This is a genomic window from Occultella gossypii (assembly GCF_019947135.1).
Taxonomy (GTDB): domain Bacteria; phylum Actinomycetota; class Actinomycetes; order Actinomycetales; family Beutenbergiaceae; genus Occultella; species Occultella gossypii.
In genome coordinates, this window is record NZ_JAGSHT010000007.1 from 88,482 (window position 1) to 106,371 (window position 17,890).

The window sequence follows — 17,890 nt, forward strand, 5'->3', positions numbered from 1 at the left end:
GCGCTCCGGGCGGTCCGATGTCGGCGGCCCGGGGCAGAATGACCCAGGTGACCACCGAGGCGAGCGAGCGCGTGCTGGCGAGCTTCAGCGCGCCGACCCGGGCCTGGTTCTCGGGCGCGTTCGACGCCCCCACCTCGGCGCAGGCCGGGGCCTGGGAGGCGATCTCGTCCGGGCACCACGCGCTCGTGGTCGCCCCGACCGGCTCCGGCAAGACGCTCGCCGCGTTCCTGTGGGCGCTGGACCACCTGCTCCTCGCGCCGCCGCCGGCGCAGCGGGAGCGGCGCTGCCGGGTGCTGTACGTCTCGCCGCTGAAGGCACTGGCCGCGGACGTCGAACGGAACCTGCGCTCGCCGCTGGTGGGCATCACGCGACTGGCCACCGGTCTGGGCGAGCCGGTCAACGACGTGCGGGTCGGCGTGCGGACCGGGGACACACCCGCCTCGGAGCGCCGCTCGTTCGGGACGAAGCCGCCGGACATCCTCATCACCACGCCGGAGTCGCTGTTCCTGGTGCTGACGTCGGCCGCGCGTGAGGGGCTGCGTGGGGTGGAGTACGTGATCCTGGACGAGGTGCACGCGCTCGCCGGGAACAAGCGTGGCGCCCACCTGGCCCTGTCGCTCGAGCGGTTGGACGCCCTGCTGGACGCCCCGGCGCAACGGATCGGGCTGTCCGCGACCGTGCAGCCGGTGGACACCGTGGCCGGGTACCTGGCCGGCGCCCGCTCCCTTGCCGACGGTGGTCGCACCACCCGGATCGTGCAGCCGCGCGTCGACAAGGAGCTGCGGATCGACGTGGTGGTGCCGGTCCCGGACCTGGCGGACGTGGCCGGAACCCCGACGGCGTCCCGCGGCCCGGGCAGTACCGGCACGGAGGCGTTCGATCCGCTCGGGGTCGCCTCCGGCGACGCCGCGCCCGACGGCGGGGCTCACCTCGATCTGTCCGGTGACGCCGCGGGCGTCGCACCGCAGGCACGACCGCCGTCCGGCGGGTCGATCTGGCCGCACGTCACCGAGCGGGTCGTCGACCTGATCACCTCGCACCGGTCCACGATCGTCTTCACGAACTCCCGCCGCGGCGCGGAGCGGCTCACGGCCCGTATCAACGAGGTCCAGGCGGAGCGGCTCGGGCTCGTTCCGGACGTCGACGCGGGCGCTGCCCAGGCCGCGCAGACGCCGGCCCAGTCCGGGACCGGGCTCGCTCTGCCGGCCGACGCGATCATCGCCCGCGCCCACCACGGGTCGATGAGCCGTGACGAGCGGACCTCGATCGAGTCCGCATTGAAGTCCGGGGTGCTGCCCGCCGTGGTGGCCACGAGCTCGCTCGAGCTCGGCATCGACATGGGTGCGGTGGACCTCGTGGTGCAGGTGGGTGCGCCGCCGTCGGTGGCGAGCGCGTTGCAGCGGATCGGCCGGGCCGGGCACCAGGTGGGCGCGCTGTCCCACGGGGTCGTCCTGCCCACCCACCGGGGCGACCTGCTCGCCGCCGCGACCACATCGGTGCGGGCACGTGAGGGCCAGATCGAGGCGGTCACGGTGCCGGCGAACCCGCTGGACGTGCTGGCCCAACAGATCGTCGCGATGACGGCGTTGGACGTCTGGGACGTCGGCGAGCTGACCACGCTGGTGCGCCGGGCCGCGCCGTTCGCGGACCTCGGGCCCGGGGTCCTCGCCGCCGTGCTGGACATGCTCGCCGGGCGCTACCCCAGCGAGGACTTCGCCGAACTGCGCCCACGGATCGTCTGGGACCGGATCGCCGGCACCCTGGCCGGTCGCCCGGGCGCGCTGCGGCTGGCCGCCACCAGCGGCGGCACCATCCCGGACCGCGGCCTGTACGGCGTCTACGTGGTGGGGCAGGAGACGAGTGCACGCGGCGGCAAACGGGTCGGCGAGCTCGACGAGGAGATGGTCTACGAGTCCCGGGTGGGCGACACCTTCACCCTCGGCTCGAGCACGTGGCGGATCGAGGACATCACTCCGGACCGGGTGCTCGTCTCCCCCGCGCCGGGGCTGCCCGGGCGGCTACCGTTCTGGAAGGGTGACGCCCCGGGCCGGCCCGCGGAGCTCGGCCGGGCCATCGGCGCGATGATCCGGGAGATCGGCGCGGCCTCCTTCGCGCCGGAGTCGCTCGAGGACTGGGGCCTGGACGACTGGGCCCGAGACAACCTGCTCGCCTACCTGCGCGACCAGGAGGCCGCGACCGGGCGGCTGAGCACCGACCGGACGATCGTGGTCGAGCGGTTCCGGGACGAGCTCGGGGACTGGCGGGTGGTGATCCACTCCCCCTACGGCGCGAAGGTGCACGCCCCGTGGGCGCTCGTACTCGCGGCGAACCTGCGCCGCCGGTTCGGCATGGACGTGGCGGCGATGCACTCCGACGACGGGATCGTGCTGCGCCTGCCGGACACCGCCGACGTCTGGGACGCCGACTGGGAGGCCGGTGTGCCGGGCACCGACACGGCCGGCACCGACGCGGCCCGGCCCGGCAGCACCGTCGGCGCCGGCGAAGTGCCGCTGGAGGATCTGCTCCTGGAACCGGACGCGACCTCGCGCGAGGTGGTCGCGGCGCTGTCCGGCTCGGCCCACTTCGCGGCGCGGTTCCGGGAGGCCGCGGCCCGGTCCCTGCTGCTGCCTCGGCGGCGCCCGGACAAGCGCCAGCCGCTCTGGCAGCAGCGACAGCGCAGCGCCCAGCTGCTCTCCGTGGCGGCCGAGTACCCGGACTTCCCGGTAGTGCTGGAGGCCGTGCGCGAGTGTCTCCAGGACGACTTCGACGTACCAGCGCTGACCGACCTGATGAGGGCGGTCCAGGGCCGGCGGATCCGGGTCGTCGAGGTGCATACCCAGCACCCGTCCCCGTTCGCGCAGTCCCTCATGTTCGGGTACGTCGCCCAGTTCCTGTACGAGGGCGACGCGCCGCTGGCCGAGCGCCGGGCCGCCGCACTCACCCTCGACCCGACGCTGCTCGCCGAGCTGCTCGGCGAGGGCGCGGACGTCGCCGAACTGCTCGACCCCGGCGCGCTCGCGTCCGTCGAGGCCGAGGTCGGGCTGCGCACCGAGAACTCCCTCGCGGGCAGCGCAGAGGCCGCGCTCGACCACATCCGCCGGCTCGGGCCGATCACCGACGCCGAGCTGGCCACGCGGGTGCGCACCCCGGAACTGTTGGACGGCTGGCTCACGGAGCTCGCCGCGTCCCGCCGGATCCTCAGCGTCCGGGTGGCCGGGCAGGCGCAGTGGTGCGTGGTCGAGGATGCCGGCCGGCTGCGGGACGCGCTCGGGGTCGCCCTCCCGGTGGGCCTGCCAGAGGCCATGACCGGCGCGGTCCCGACTGCGCTCACGGATCTGGTCCGCCGGCACGCCCGCACCCACGGCCCGTTCCGCGCCGGGCAGGTCGCGACCCGGTTCGGACTCGGCACCGCCGCCCTGGCCCCGGTGCTGCGGGACCTGACCGACCGCGGCCTGCTCGAGTCCGGGACCCTGCGCCCCGCCGACTCGCACACCGCGCAGACCCTCGCCCTGCCCGGCCCCGACTACTGCGACGCCGACGTGCTGCGCCGGATCCGCAGACGCTCGCTCGCCGTGCTGCGCGCGGAGGTGGAGGCGGTGCCGCCCGAGGCGCTCGGGGTGTTCCTGCCCCGGTGGCACCAGGTCCGCCAGCTGCGCGGCGTGGACGGACTGCTCACCGCCATCGACCAGCTCGCCGGCACGCCCGTGGCCGCCTCGGCGCTCGAGTCGCTCGTCCTGCCCGCCCGGGTGGTCGACTACGCACCGGAGATGCTCGACGAGCTCACCTCCGCCGGCGAGGTCGCCTGGGTGGGCGCGGGTGGCGGGCCCGGCACCGACGGCATGGTCGCGCTGCTCACCGCGGACGCGGTGGCCGACCTCGCCCCTCCGGTCGCCGCCGACCCCCCGACGGCGGTGGGCCGGGTGGTGCGCGAGGTGCTCGGCGACGGCGGTGGCCGGTTCTTCCGGGACATCGTCGCCCAGGTCCGCCTCGAGTGGACCGACTCCGACACCCCGCCGGAGGCCTCCGAGGTCCTCGACGCACTCTGGGAGGCGGCCTGGGACGGCGTCGCCACCAACGACACGCTCACGCCGCTGCGGGCTCGTCTCGGCGCGAAGCCGCGGGCCGGCACCCGCAGCACCCACCGTGCCCGCCCTCGCGGACGGTCGCTGCGCGCCGTCGCCCTGCGCCGGCCGGGCGCCAACCCGCTCGGACCTGCGACGCCCGACGACGCCGTCGGGCGCTGGTCCTGCGTCCCGGCCCGCTCGGACGAGGCACGCCGGGCCACCGCCGCAGCCGTCGCGCTGCTCGAGCGGGACGGGCTGCTGACCCGCGGCACCGTGGGCGACAGGTTCGTCGGCGGGTTCTCGAGCGTGTACCGGGTCCTGGCCGGCCTGGAGGAGACCGGCCAGGTGCGTCGCGGCTACTTCGTCGAGGGTCTCGGCGCCGCACAGTTCGCCCTGCCCGAGAGCGTGGACCGGCTCCGCTCGGACGCCCGCGCCGGCGTCGGCGCCCTGCTGCTGGCGGCCACGGACCCGGCGAACCCCTACGGCGCCGCGCTCGGCTGGCCGGAGCCGGTGGGCATGGTGGAGCAGACCAGCGGGCACCGGCCCGGCCGCAAGGTCGGCGCCAGCGTCATCCTCGTCGGTGGTGAGCTCGTGCTCTACCTCGAACGCGGCGCGAAGACCCTGCTGTCCTTCACCCGGGACCCGGCGGCCCTCGGCCCGGCCACCCTGGAACTGGCCCGGGTCGCCCGGACCGGTGCCCTCGGGCGGTTCACGGTGCACCGGGCGGACGGCGCTCCGGCGCTCTCCGAACGCTCACCGCTGGTCATCGCCCTGGCCGAAGCCGGCTTCATCGCTACGCCCCGCGGGTTAAGGTTGCGCCAGGACAGGGGTTGATCTTCGATGCCTGAGGGCGATGTCTTGTTGCGGGTCGCACGGCGACTCAGCCTCGCGCTGGGCGAACGGCCACTGGTGCGCGGCGAACTGCGCTGGCCCAGCCTCGCCGGTCACGACCTGACCGGCCTGCGTTCGGTGGGCACCGTCTCCTACGGCAAGCACCTGCTCACCCGGCTGGACGACGGCCGCACGCTGCACACCCACCTGCGCATGGACGGTTCCTGGCAGGTCCGGCACACGGCCGACCCACCCGAGCCACTGCGGCGACCGAACGTCCGCGCCGTGCTCGGCACGGACCAGTGGACCTGCGTCGGCCTGCAACTGGGCATGATGGACCTGGTCCGCACCCGCGACGAGAGCTCGCTGCTGCGGCAGCTCGGCCCGGACCTGATGGCCGACGAACCCGACTTCGAGCGCGCCGTCATCAACCTCCGCGCCGCGCCGGAACGGCCGATCGGTGAAGCACTTCTGGACCAGTCCGTGGCGGCGGGAATCGGGACGATCTACCTGGCCGAGACTCTCTGGGCGCACCGGGTCAACCCGTGGCGCGCCGTCTCGGGCGTGAACAGGCCGCGCGAGCTCTTCGAGACGGCGCACCGGCTGATGCGTCGCTCGGCGGACGGCCCGTCCCTGACCGCCACCGGGGACACCCGCGCCGGACACACCACCCACGTGCACGGGCGCGAAGGCCGGGGCTGCCGGCGCTGCCGGACCCTGATCGTGGTCGCCCCGATCGGCGTGGAACCGATGACCAGGCCGGCCTACTACTGCCCCACCTGCCAACCGGACTGAGCCTGCCTCAGCGATGCGGCCCCGCGCCGACCGAGTCGCGAACGGTCAGCCGGCCTTCGATCCGCGCATCCGGATCCGAGTTCGGGTGGCCGAGACCGGCAAGGAGGCGCACCGTCGCGAGCCTGCTCGCCTGTTCGAGCTCGGTGCTGATCGTGGTGAGTGCGGGGGTGACCAGCACGGCCGCGAACGTGTCGTCGAACCCGACCACACTCAGGTCCTCCGGCACCCGGAGCCCACGATCGCGCGCCTCCAACAGCACGCCGAAGGCGATCAGGTCATTGAACGTCAGCACCGCGGTGCAGCGGCCCTCCAGTTGCGCGAGCGCCTCCCGGCCGCCGTCGATCGTCGGCTCGACCGAGGCCACGACCTGCAGCCGCGCGGCGCTCGCAGCCACCTCCCGCTCGAGCAGGGCGAGCCGATATCCGCTCAGCCACGAGTCCTGCGGGCCGGCGATGAAGCCGAGGTCCCGATGTCCCCGACCGACGAGCAGCTCGATCGCGGCGCGGGTCGCGGCCCTGACGTCGGGAATCACCGAGTCCCGGCCGGCTACCTCACGATTGACCAGGACGATCGGCGTCCCACCCACGGTGGCCAGCGCCTCGGGGGTCACCCGAGCCGAGCAGGAGACCGCGCCGTCGACGAGCGGCAGCAGTCGCTCGAGAATGGTCGTGACCGGTGTCGCGAGATCATGGGTGTCGGAGACGACGACGGTGTAGCCGACCTTCGCGGCGGCGTCCGTGACGCCGCGGACGGCGCCGGCGAAGACCGGGTTCGCGCTGTCGTGGACGAGCAGCCCGATCAGTTGCGTCGTGCCGGTCGCCACGGCTCGTGCGAACGGGTTGGCGCGATAGCCCAGCTCGTCCGCGACGGCCAGGATGCGGCGCTCGCTGTCCGCGCTCAGTCGCCCGGGCTGGTTCAGGGCGAGCGAGACGGCGGCCGCGCTGACGCCCGCGGTCCTGGCGATGTCATAGATCGTGGTCCGACGACGGGGCGTCGCAGCGTCGTTCGGCGTCCTCGGCATCTGGCCTCCCGGTGGTCGTCGCGACGGCTCCCGCCCGGTGCTGATCCACCGCGGTCGGCTCGAGCGTACGTCACGGCCGGCCGGTCGGAAAGTCTTGACAGGACCAGTCGTGCATGGCTCAATTGCACCGTGTCAACCGGTTAACAGACTCGACTCGACGGTGAGGATGCGGTGAGGCTGCGCTCGATGACCACCTACATCTGCGACGCGTACCGCACCAACTGGGTGTTCGTACGGCTCGAGACCGACGACGGCCGCTACGGCTGGGGTGAGGCGACCCTGGAGTACCGCGAGCACGTCGTGGAGGAAGCGATCCGCTACCTCGAGGCCGGGCTCGCGGATGTCGAACTGCAGGACATCCAAGCGTGGTGGCAGCGCGCCTACCGCGACGCGTACTGGCGCGGCGGCGCGGTCCTGACGAGCGCACTCTCCGCGGTCGAGATGGCGCTCTGGGACCTCAAGGGCAAGGCGCTCGGCGTCCCGGTGCACCAGCTCCTCGGCGGGGCGGTCCGCCAGGACGTCGAGTGCTACGCCAACGCCTGGTTCGCCGGTGCGACCACGCCCGCCGAGTTCGCGCAGCGGGCACGCACCGCCGTCGACTGGGGCTACCGAGCCTTGAAGTGGGACCCGTTCGGATCGGCCTTCCGCAGCCTCGACCGTGCGGAGCTGCGCGACGCCCTCGCAGTGGTGGAGGCGGTCGCGACGGAGGTCGGCCACGATGCGTCACTGATCGTCGAGGCGCACGGCAGGTTCGAGATGCCCACGGCGCTGCGGGTGGCGCGGGCACTGGAACCCTTCGACCTGCTGTGGCTCGAGGAGCCGCTGATCCCCGGGAACCTCGCGAACGCAGCCGAGCTGCGGTCCGCGACCGCAACCCCGATCGGGCTCGGCGAGCGGCTGTACACGCGCTGGGACTTCGTGGAGGTGTTCCAACGACACGCTGCCGACGTGGTGCAGCCCGACGTCTCGCACGTCGGCGGGATCTGGGAGGCGCGCGCCGTCGCAACGATCGCGGAGATGTGGCAGATCCCGTTCATGCCGCACAACCCCTCGGGCCCGGTCGCGCACGCGGCAACGCTCCAGCTGGCGGGCTGCGTCCCGAACTTCGGCCTGCTCGAGACGATGGCGACCGATGTGCCGTGGCGACGCGACGTCGTCATCGACGAGCCCCCGATCGTCGCCGGTCGCGCCGCCATCCCCGACCGGCCGGGCCTGGGCGTCGAGCTCGACCTCGAGGCGATGTCCCGGCATCCGTACGTGCGCCACGACCTGCGCCACTACAGCGGTGACCTCACCCGGATCCGCCCGGAAGACGCCGTCGGGCTCCACGAACAGTCCCGATAGGAATCAAACCTCGGGCCGCAACCGCTGCCCAGTCACCCGCCGCCGACGACCAGTGATGGAGCTGAACGCACCGTGCGAACACCGAACCGACCACGCCCCGCGCGCCGTAGGAGGCCCTCGATCCTGGCGATGATGACGGCGGCGACGCTCGTCCTTGTCTCGGCCATCGGGATCGGGAGCCCGGCGCGCGCCGATGACATCCCGGTGATCGACGCCCCCGAGGATGTCGCCTCGCTCGTCGGCGCGCATCCGCGACTCATGCTCGGTGATGCCGACGTGGCGCGCATCCTGGCCGAGATCGGCACCGACCCCTTCGCCGAGCGGCTGCACGAGGAGCTGATCGATGCGGCGGACGGGTTGCTCACCGAGCCGGTGTCCACCTACGAGTTCCCGGACGGCCGCACGCTGCTGCTCGTCGCGCGGGAGGTACTGCACCGCTCCTACGTGCTGTCGATGGCCTACCGGCTGACCGGGGATGAGGCCTACGCCCAGCGTGCCTACGACGAGCTCGCCGCGGTGGCCGCCTTCAGCGACTGGAACCCGGTGAGCTTCCTGTCGACGGCGGAACTGCTGCACGCGTACGCGGTCTCCTACGACTGGCTGTACACGTGGATGGACGCCGAGCAGCGCACCGTCCTGCGTACGGCGATCGTCACGCTCGGGCTGGCCCCCGCCCAGGACCACTATGACGCCGAGACGTCGTGGACCCGGGCGAAGCACAACTGGAACGTGGTGTGCAACAGCGCGATCGTCATCGCGTCCTTGGCGATCGCGGACGAGGAACCGGAGCTGGCGAACTCGATGATCGCGCAGGCACTGGACCGGCTGCCGGTCGCGCTCGCGGAGTACGGCCCGGACGGCGGGTACACCGAGGGCATCGTGTACTGGGGTTACGCCACCCGCTACCTGGTGCCTCTGATGGCTTCGCTGGAGAGCGCCGTCGGGGACGACTTCGGGATCTCCGAGCTCCCCGGGCTGGACCGCACCCTCGACTTCCCGCTCCACATGACGGGCCCGACCGGGCTGGGTTTCAACTACTACGACGCCGCGGCGAGCTCGCCGGAGGGCGGCTCTGTCGGTGCCTGGCTGGCGGCCCGCTACGACGACCCGGTGTACGCGTGGCTCGCCGAGGAGCTCGCCCGCACAAACAACCTCACCTACCCACCGTTCTACCTGCTGTGGCAGGGCCTGCAGGATTCGACCTCGCCCGCGGATGCGGGCACGCCCCTGGATCGCCGGTTCGAACGGCTGCAGACCTATCTGGCGCGCAGCGGATGGGACCCGATGGCGAACTTCTTCGGGTTCAAGGCGGGGCAGAACGGCGTCAACCACAGCCACCTCGACCTCGGCAGCTTCGTCATCGACTCGATGGGGATGCGGTGGGCGAGCGAGCTCGGCCCGGACAACTACGGATTACCCGGGTACTCATCCGCCGGTCCGGACGGGCCGCGCTGGACCTACTACCGCACCCGCACCGAGGGTCAGAACACGCTGGTGCTCAATCCTGGTTCCGGCGGCGGGCAGGCGCTCGATGCGACCGGGACCATCGTGGCCACGGGCTCGAGCCCCGGAGGCAGCTTCGTGGTCTCCGACCTCACCCAGGCCTACGCCGGCCTCGGCGTCACGAACTGGGACCGCGGCGTCGCGCTGATCGACGACCGTTCCCGGTTCCTGATCCAGGACGAGGTGACCGCCACCGAGCCCGTCGAGCCGTGGTGGTTCATGCACACCGCCGCCGCGGTCGACGTCGCGCCGGATGGCCTGTCCGCGATCCTGACCATCGACGGCCGCCAGATGAGCGCCCGGCTGCTCGAGGGTCCGCCCGGGGCACAGCTGTCCGTGATGGACGCGGTGCCGCTGCCGACCTCGCCCGCCCCTGCCGGCCAGAACGTCAACGCCGGAACGCGCAAGCTCGTCGTCACCGGCGAGGAGAGCGCCGACTTCCGGATCTCGGTGCTGCTGGAGCCACTCCCGACCAGCGCGGATCCTGAACCCGCCCCCACGCCCACGCCGATGGCGGGCTGGACGGTGCCGCCGGCGCCGACGGCGTCCCTGGCATCGGTCACGGTCGACGGCGAGCCGCTCGACGGCTTCTCCGCAGACTCCCACAGCTACGTGATCGAGCGCCCCGCCGCGAGCGGCGTGCCGGTCATCGAAGCGGTCGGCGCGGCCGGAGCGGACGTTCACGTCGAGCAGGCGGCACAGGTGCCCGGCACCGCAGTGATCTGCGTCGGCGCCGCGCCTTCGTGCTCGGCCAGGTACACGATCGACCTGCTCGATCCGTTCCAGGCCCCGGTCGTCGCGAGCGTCGTCGGCGTCAACCCGGCGGAGCGCGCCATCGACGACGATCTGGCGACGTTCTGGTCGGCTCAGGGCCGAGGCCAGTGGATCCAGCTCAACCTGCCCGAGGCGCGCACGGTCAACGGGGTCTCACTGGCGTGGAGCCAGGGGGCCGCGCGCGAGTACTCGTTCAGGATCGAGACGTCCGTGGACGGTGTGACCTGGACCGAGGCACTCACCTCGACCTCTTCCGGCACGACGGCGGAACCGGAACCACACCCCTTCACGCCCGTCACCGCACGGTACGTCCGGCTGACCGGATACGGCAGCAACGCCAACGAGTGGAACTCGCTCGCCGACTTCCGGCTTGTCGCCGACGGGCAGAACTGGCCGGGCGCGGCGGTCGGCGAGGCCGAGCTGACCGGGGTGCTCGCCGAGATACCGAGCGAGCTCGCGCTGCGCACCGTGACACGACCGAGCCTGGTGGCGACCTACTCCGATGGCAGCACGATCGAACTCGGGGCCGACGACGTCGAACTCGTCAGTTCTGCGCCGGACGTCGCGGAGGTGGTCGGCGGCGCAATCGTCGCCCTGGCGCCGGGCGAAGCCGTGATCCGAGGCCGCCACCGTGACGAGGCGGGACACCTCGCGTTCGTGCACGCCGCGGTCCGCGTCGTCGACCCGGGGCAGCAGACGATCGTCGCCGGCCGGGACGGCTTCATCCGCGACGGCGAGTACGCCGACGGCCGCTACGGTCGGCTGCCCTCGATGACCGTCAAGAACGACCCGCGCACCGTGGGCGGCACCCGGCAGGCCCTCGCCGCGTTCGACCTGTCCACGATCGAGGCCGGGTCGGTGGTCTCGGCAGAGCTGACCGTCACGGCCGGGGTCTCCGCCGACCGCACGATGCAGATCGACGTCGTGACCGCGGGGACCGACTGGACGGAGTCCACCCTGTCGTGGAACACGCGTCCACCGATCGGCACCCAACCGGTCGGCTCCTTCCTGGCACCCGAGACCCAGCAAGCGATCACGGTCGACGTGACCACCGCCGTCGAACAGGCAGCCGGTGACGAGCTGGGGCTCGCGTTCGTGCAGTCCCCCACCGACCCACAGCGCGCCGGGGCGACCATCGCGAGCCGGGAGTCAGGGGCGACGGCTCCGGTGCTCACGGTCACGCTGGCCGTCGAGAACCCCTGCACACGGACCCTGACCGGGCCGGTGGCCGGGGCGGTCACGGTGGCCGACGACGAGGTCCTGTGCCTGGATGACGCGCAACTGCGAGGGTCGGTCACCATCGCCGCCGGCGGTGCCCTGCGGGCGCAGGACTCCGCGATACGCGGACCACTCGACGCCACCGGTGCGGGCCTGATCGACCTGCTCGACACCGAGGTACAGGGACCGATCACACTCACCGGGGGCACCGGCACCGCGTGGTTGCAGGACAGCACCGTCACCGGGCCGGTCGAACTAGTCGACGCCGTGGGCGAGGTCGTCCTCATCGGGATGACGGTCAACGGCACGCTCAGTTGCAGGTCGACGACTCCCCTGGTGCTCGCGCCCGGCGAGGTCAGGAACAACACCTGCTGACGCGGACCTGCGAAGACACCGATGGCCCCGGCGCAATGCCGGGGCCATCGGTTCGAGACGTCAATGGGATCAGACGGTGGCGAGATCCTCGTCGCGGCCGAGCTGATAGGCGAAGTCCGCGGGAATGGTGTCCGGGATCGCGATGCCCTCGACGAGTGCGACGCGGTCGGAGACCTCGCGCAGCACCACCGAGAGTGGGATGTTCAGAGCCGTGCAGATCGAGGAGAGCAACTCCGAGGAGGCCTCCTTCTGGCCCCGCTCGACCTCCGAGAGGTAGCCGAGGGAGACCCGTGCTGCCGAGGACACCTCGCGCAGAGTTCGTCCCTGACGTTGGCGTGCGCCCCGAAGGACATCACCGATCTCTCGCCGTAGTACCACCATGGTGCGTCCCTCCTCTCGCGCTGTTGCCTTTGCCGTAGTCCTACCGTACCCCGACGGTGCGACGGGTGCGTTGCGCACCGTGGACGAACGATGGGGGTGTCGCCCCTTCGGTGCCCCGGTCGCCGGCCGGGCATTCACTGGCGTCATGTTGTGCTTCATTACCCTTCCCAACGCCGCGGCCGCCCCGCTTGTTCCCCGGCCTGGCGAAGCAGTGCGAGGGCGAGCGCCACGGTGGCGGACCGGACCGCGGGACGGGCGCCCGCGAGGTGGTAGCCGCGCACGGCACGCCAGGTCGGCGTGGTGCACGCGACGAACACGGTGCCGGCCGGCTGCCCGTCGGCCGGCCCGGGCCCGGCCACGCCGGTGGTGCCCAGCCCGATCTCGGCACCGAGTGCCGCCCGCACGCCGTCGGCCATCTCGAGCGCCACCTGCGGGTGGACAGGTCCGTGGGTGGCGAGCAGGTCCGCGTCGACGCCGAGCAGCGAGGCTTTGACGTCGGTCGCGTAGGCCACCACGCCGCCGCGCAGCACCGCGGAGACGCCGGGAACCGAGACAAGCTCGGCCGCGAGCGCCCCGCCGGTGAGGGACTCCGCGACCGCGACGGTGCGGCCTACTTCGATCAGCCGCGCGACGATCGCCGCGGTGCCGTGAGCGGGCATCCGCGTCAATGGGCGTCCGGTGCGGCCGCGGCGGCGCCGCCCGACCGGGCCGACTGCCAGGCCTTCCAGCAGTAGTCCACGCCGGTCACCACGGTGACCGCGAGCGCGGCCAGCATGATCACGAACGCGATGATCCGCAGGACGTCACCGAAGGCCAGGTCGGCCAGGGCGACCGTGAGCAGCATCAGCGAGATGAAGACGATCTGCAGGACGGTCTTGAGCTTGCCGCCCTTGGAGGCGGGCATCACGACGCCGCGACGGACCATCACGAACCGCAGCACCGTGATCCCGATCTCGCGGACCAGGATCGCGATCGTGGCCCACCACGGCATCAGGCCGGAGTCGATGATGGACAGCATCACCATCGCGGTCCCGGTGAGCAGCTTGTCCGCGAACGGGTCGGCGATCTTGCCGAAGTTCGTCACGATGCCCCGGCTGCGGGCGATCTGGCCGTCGAGCCGGTCGGTGTAGGCCGCGACCAGGAACACCACGAGCGCAGCGACCCGGGCCGCGGTCGAGTCCTGCCAGAGCAGGACCGCGAAGACCGGGACGAGGACGACCCGCACCATCGTCAAGACATTGGGCAGGTTCCAGACCTCGGCGGTCGCCGCATCGCTGGACCGGGATTCACTCGTCACGCGATCAGGGTACGGGACCGGGGCCGAACCGGGCACAGACGCGGCACCGCGCGGACATACACTCTTCCGGTGTCTGAGTCCCCCACCCAGCGTCGACGCCGACGCCGTCGCCGCGGCCTCCCGCTCCCAGCGATCCTGCTGATCCTGGCGCTGAGCCTCGGCGTCGGTGGCGCGGTCGCGGCCTGGCAGCCGTGGAACGCCGGCGGCTCGTCCGACCCTACCGGCGAGCCGACCACCGAGCCCGGCGAGCCGAGCAGCACGAGCGAGCCGACGCCGTCAGCCACCACTCCTGAACCCCAGGCGGACGCCGTCTTCACGATCGGCGCCGCCGGCGACGTGCTGCCGCACGACACCGTGATCCGCAACGCCCGGACCGACGGCGGATACGACTTCACGCCCATGCTGGAGGCGACCCGGCCGTGGAGCTCGGGCGTGGACCTGGCGCTGTGCAACATGGAGGTGCCGCTCTCGCTGCCGGACGAGACGCCGTCGGGCTATCCCCTGTTCGGCGCGCCCACCCAGATCGCGGGCAACCTCGCCGACCTCGGCTGGGACGGGTGCTCCACCGGCACGAACCACTCCCTCGACCGCGGCTACGACAACCTCGCCTACACGCTCGACACCTTCGACGAGGCGGGCCTCGGCCACGCCGGCTCGGCCCGGAGCGCCGAGGAGGAGCTCGCGCCGCAGTTCTACGAGCTGGAGCGGGAGGGTCAGACGATCCGGATCGCCCAGATCGGTGCGACCTACGGCACCAACGGCCTGCCGATCCCCGCTGACGCCCCCTGGGCGGTCACGATCATCGACGCCGGCGCGCTGATCGCGCAGGCGACGGCGGCGCGCGAGGCGGGGGCGGACCTGGTCGTGGCGACGCTGCACTGGGGCTACGAGTACCAGAACTCCCCCGCCGACGATCAGGTCGCGGTCGCCGAGGCTCTCGCCGCCTCCGGGCAGGTGGACCTCATCATCGGCAACCACCCGCACGTGCCCCAGCCGATGGCGCTGCTGGAGGGCGGCCCGGACGGCTCCGGCATGTGGGTCGCCTACTCGCTGGGGAACTTCATCTCCAACCAGGACGACCTGTGCTGCGTCCCGCAGACCGGCACCGGGCTGTTCCTGACCGCGACCGTGGTCAAGCCCGCCGACGGCCCGGCCCGGGTGACCGGCCTGGAATGGACCCCGATGACCGTGGACCGGGTCGGCGCCCAGCGGGTCTACCCGCTGCCCGCGCTCCTGGCCGGGGACACGCCGTCGGGTCTCACGCTGTCCTCCGGGACCCTGGAGAGCCGGCAGTCCCTCGTGGATCAGGTGATGGCGAACTCGAGCGGCGCCGAGTTCGCCGAGCGGACCGAGCCGCCGACACCCACGGGTGACGAGGCCGCGGTGGTCCCCCGCTCCTGAGTGGAACCAGGGGCGTCCACCGGCCTCAGCCGGAGCGCAGGCCGAAGAGGTCCAAGCGCGGCAAGGCCTCACGCCCGCCGGAGTCAGTTCCGGTCGGTGAGGTCCCAGGCGTCCTCGGAGCCGTCCTCGTCGTCCGAGTCGTAGTAGTCCACGGCCTGCTCGCGCTCGGCGAGGTCTGCGGCCACGAGGTCTGCGGGGCCGTCGTCGTAGGCGGGTTCGTCGTCGACGTCCGCCGCGGGTGCGGGACCGTCGCCGCGCAGCATCGCGAGCGTGGCGGGCAGGTCGTCGGGCTGGACCAGCACGTCGCGGGCCTTGGATCCCTCGGAGGGCCCGACGATCTCGCGGGACTCGAGCAGGTCCATCAGCCGGCCGGCCTTGGCGAACCCGACGCGGAGCTTGCGCTGCAGCATCGAGGTGGACCCGAACTGCGTGGTGACCACCAGCTCGGCCGCCTGCAGCAGCAGGTCGAGGTCGTCGCCGATATCCTCGTCGACCTGCTTCTTCGCCGCGGACACCACGATGTCCTCGCGATAGGTCGGCTTGAGCTGGCTCTTCACGTGCTCGACGACGGCGTGCACCTCGGTCTCGCTGACCCAGGCCCCCTGGACCCGCATCGGCTTGGATGCCCCCATCGGCAGGAACAGCGCATCGCCCTGCCCGATGAGCTTCTCCGCGCCCGGCTGGTCCAGGACCACGCGGGAGTCGGCGAGCGAGGAGGTCGCGAACGCGAGCCGGGACGGCACGTTGGCCTTGATCAGGCCGGTGACCACATCCACGCTCGGGCGCTGGGTGGCCAGCACCAGGTGGATGCCGGCGGCGCGGGCGAGCTGGGTGATCCGCTGGATGGAGGCCTCCACGTCCCGCGGGGCGACCATCATCAGGTCGGCGAGCTCGTCGACCACGACGAGCAGGTACGGGTACGGCGCGATCTTGCGCTCACTGCCGGGCAGCGGCTTCACCTTGCCGGCGCGCACCCCCGCGTTGAAGTCGTCGATGTGCTTGTACCCGAACGCGGCGAGGTCGTCGTAGCGGGCGTCCATCTCCCGGACCACCCACTCGAGTGCCTCGGCGGCCTTCTTCGGGTTCGTGATGATCGGCGTGATCAGGTGCGGGATGCCCTCGTAGATGGTCAGCTCGACCCGCTTCGGGTCGACCAGCACCATCCGCACCTCCTCGGGGGTGGCGCGCATCATGATCGAGGTGATCATCGAGTTCACGAACGAGGACTTACCGGCACCGGTGGCGCCCGCGACGAGGATGTGCGGCATCTTCGCGAGGTTCGCCACCACGTAGCCGCCCTCGACGTCCTTGCCGACGCCGATCACCATCGGGTGCTCGTTGCGGCGGGCCACGGCGGAGCGCAGCACGTCGCCGAGGACGACGATCTCGCGGTCGGCGTTCGGGATCTCGATACCGATCGCCTTCTTGCCCGGGATCGGGGACAGGATCCGCACGTCCGCGCTGGCGACGGCGTAGGCGATGTTCTTGCTGAGCGCGGTGACCCGCTCGACCTTCACCCCGGAGCCGAGCTCGACCTCGTAGCGGGTGACCGTCGGGCCCCGGGTGAAGCCGGTGACCTGGGCGTCCACGCCGAAGTCGGTGAGCACGGTGGTCAGTGCCTCGACGACCCGGTCGTTCGCGGGCGAGCGGAGCTTGTGCGGGGCGCCCTGGACGAGCGTCTCGTCGCCGGGGAGCGTGTAGGTCAGGCCCGGGTCGAGGACCAGCTGCTCGGCGCGGGCAGGCAGCGCCTGGGTGGGCGGCGCGACCAGATCCTCGGGTGCGGCCGGCTCCTCGGCCGGCTCGTCGAACGGCTCGACGGCGGCCGGTTCCGGCGCGGCGGCGGCCTTACCTGCCCGGGTGTTGCGGCTGCGGCCGCGGGGAGCCTCGGCGGGCTCGTCACCGGGTTCGGTCTCGTGCGGGTGGACGAACGCCTCATCACCGGTATAGGCGCCGGGCTCGACGGCGGGGGCGCCCTTCGCCTTCGGCTTACGACGGCGGGGCCTTCCGTTGAGTTCCTCGGTCGCGTCGGGGTCCGGGGCGCCCTGGGCGTCGTCGGCCTCGCGGGCGTCGATGTCGGCGCCGGTGACCCAGTCGACGCCCTGGCGGATCCGGCGCGGGATGGCGGCGACCGGGGTGGCCGTCACCACGAGCAGGCCGAAGAACGCCAGCAGCACCAGCAGGGGCACCGTCACCCAGATGGTCAGGGCGGCCGAGAGCGGGTTGGCCGCCACGAAACCGATCAGGCCACCCGCGGCGAACACGTCCTGCCAGGCGGGAGGTGCGGGCAGCCCGGAGGCCACCTGGACCAGTCCGCAGGCAGCCACCGTGATGGCGCTCAGGCCGATGAACACCCGGCCGTTGACCTCCCTGCGTTCCGGGTGACGCATCAGGCGCACGGCGATGAGGACGAGGATCACGGGGATCACGATGGCGAGCACACCGACGAGGCCGGCGGCGGCGGCGTGGACGATCTCCCCGGCGGTACCGGACAGGCCGAACCACTCACGCACGGCGACGATCACGGCGAGGGCGAGCAGCAGGAAGGCGATGCCGTCCCTGCGATGGGCGGGGTCGAGGTTGCGGGCTCCGGATCCGATGCTGCGCGCCGTCCCTCCGACTAGGTGGGCGAGTCCCATCCAGATCCCGCGCACGATGCGCACGGGCAGCGGTGACTGCTGCTGCTGCGCCGGCCTCTTGCGCCCACTCCCGCCGGAACGCGAGGTGGAGCCCGCCCGACTCGCGGCCGGCGAACTCTTCTTGCGTCCAGGTGAGGCGGACCGTCCGGGGGAAGTCGTACGGGTCGCCATGATGTGTTGGTTGTCCTCTCGGGTCAGGCGTGCCGAGACAAGCCTGTCGGCTCTACTCAACCAAAGATCCGCCGTCGAG

At 72.4% G+C, this 17,890-nt stretch carries 10 protein-coding genes; 5 read left to right on the plus strand and 5 right to left on the minus strand.

Features of this window, described 5'->3' with window-relative positions; genetic code table 11:
• Positions 1 to 38 precede the first annotated feature (38 nt).
• A complete protein-coding gene (locus tag KCQ71_RS07085) occupies positions 39 to 4,898 on the plus strand; it encodes a DEAD/DEAH box helicase (protein ID WP_372453950.1) in 4,860 nt (1,619 codons plus the stop codon).
• A gap of 6 nt (positions 4,899 to 4,904) precedes the next feature.
• The gene (locus KCQ71_RS07090; protein ID WP_223404298.1) at positions 4,905 to 5,690 is read left to right on the plus strand and encodes a DNA-formamidopyrimidine glycosylase family protein; all 786 of its coding nucleotides are present in this window, start codon (positions 4,905 to 4,907) and stop codon (positions 5,688 to 5,690) included.
• Positions 5,691 to 5,697: 7 nt separating this feature from the next.
• Here KCQ71_RS07090 and KCQ71_RS07095 read toward each other — a convergent pair whose 3' ends face one another.
• Complete coding sequence (locus KCQ71_RS07095; RefSeq protein WP_223404300.1) at positions 5,698 to 6,711, minus strand: LacI family DNA-binding transcriptional regulator; 1,014 nt, start codon at positions 6,709 to 6,711, stop codon at positions 5,698 to 5,700.
• 186 nt (positions 6,712 to 6,897) lie between these two features.
• Here KCQ71_RS07095 and KCQ71_RS07100 point away from each other — a divergent pair, with 186 nt between their 5' ends.
• Positions 6,898 to 8,055 (plus strand): mandelate racemase/muconate lactonizing enzyme family protein, encoded by a 1,158-nt coding sequence (locus KCQ71_RS07100; protein WP_223404302.1) that lies wholly within the window; start codon positions 6,898 to 6,900, stop codon positions 8,053 to 8,055.
• A gap of 132 nt (positions 8,056 to 8,187) precedes the next feature.
• Complete coding sequence (locus tag KCQ71_RS07105; protein WP_223404304.1) at positions 8,188 to 11,925, plus strand: CBM96 family carbohydrate-binding protein; 3,738 nt, start codon at positions 8,188 to 8,190, stop codon at positions 11,923 to 11,925.
• A 69-nt stretch (positions 11,926 to 11,994) separates the two neighbouring features.
• Here KCQ71_RS07105 and KCQ71_RS07110 read toward each other — a convergent pair whose 3' ends face one another.
• From KCQ71_RS07110 to pgsA, 3 genes are all read right to left on the minus strand, one after another.
• Entirely contained in the window at positions 11,995 to 12,306 is a 312-nt protein-coding gene (locus KCQ71_RS07110; protein WP_154793605.1) for a helix-turn-helix domain-containing protein, read from the minus strand.
• 158 nt (positions 12,307 to 12,464) lie between these two features.
• Complete coding sequence (locus KCQ71_RS07115) at positions 12,465 to 12,965, minus strand: CinA family protein (protein ID WP_223404306.1); 501 nt, start codon at positions 12,963 to 12,965, stop codon at positions 12,465 to 12,467.
• 5 nt (positions 12,966 to 12,970) lie between these two features.
• The gene (pgsA, locus tag KCQ71_RS07120) at positions 12,971 to 13,603 is read right to left on the minus strand and encodes a CDP-diacylglycerol--glycerol-3-phosphate 3-phosphatidyltransferase (protein ID WP_223404308.1); all 633 of its coding nucleotides are present in this window, start codon (positions 13,601 to 13,603) and stop codon (positions 12,971 to 12,973) included.
• Between the two features lie 69 nt (positions 13,604 to 13,672).
• On the opposite strand from pgsA, the gene KCQ71_RS07125 reads away from it, so the two are divergent.
• A complete protein-coding gene (locus KCQ71_RS07125; protein WP_223404310.1) occupies positions 13,673 to 15,004 on the plus strand; it encodes a CapA family protein in 1,332 nt (443 codons plus the stop codon).
• 83 nt (positions 15,005 to 15,087) lie between these two features.
• Here the strand turns inward: KCQ71_RS07125 and KCQ71_RS07130 are convergent, their stop codons facing one another.
• A complete protein-coding gene (locus KCQ71_RS07130) occupies positions 15,088 to 17,640 on the minus strand; it encodes an FtsK/SpoIIIE family DNA translocase (protein WP_223404621.1) in 2,553 nt (850 codons plus the stop codon).
• Positions 17,641 to 17,890: the final 250 nt, after the last annotated feature.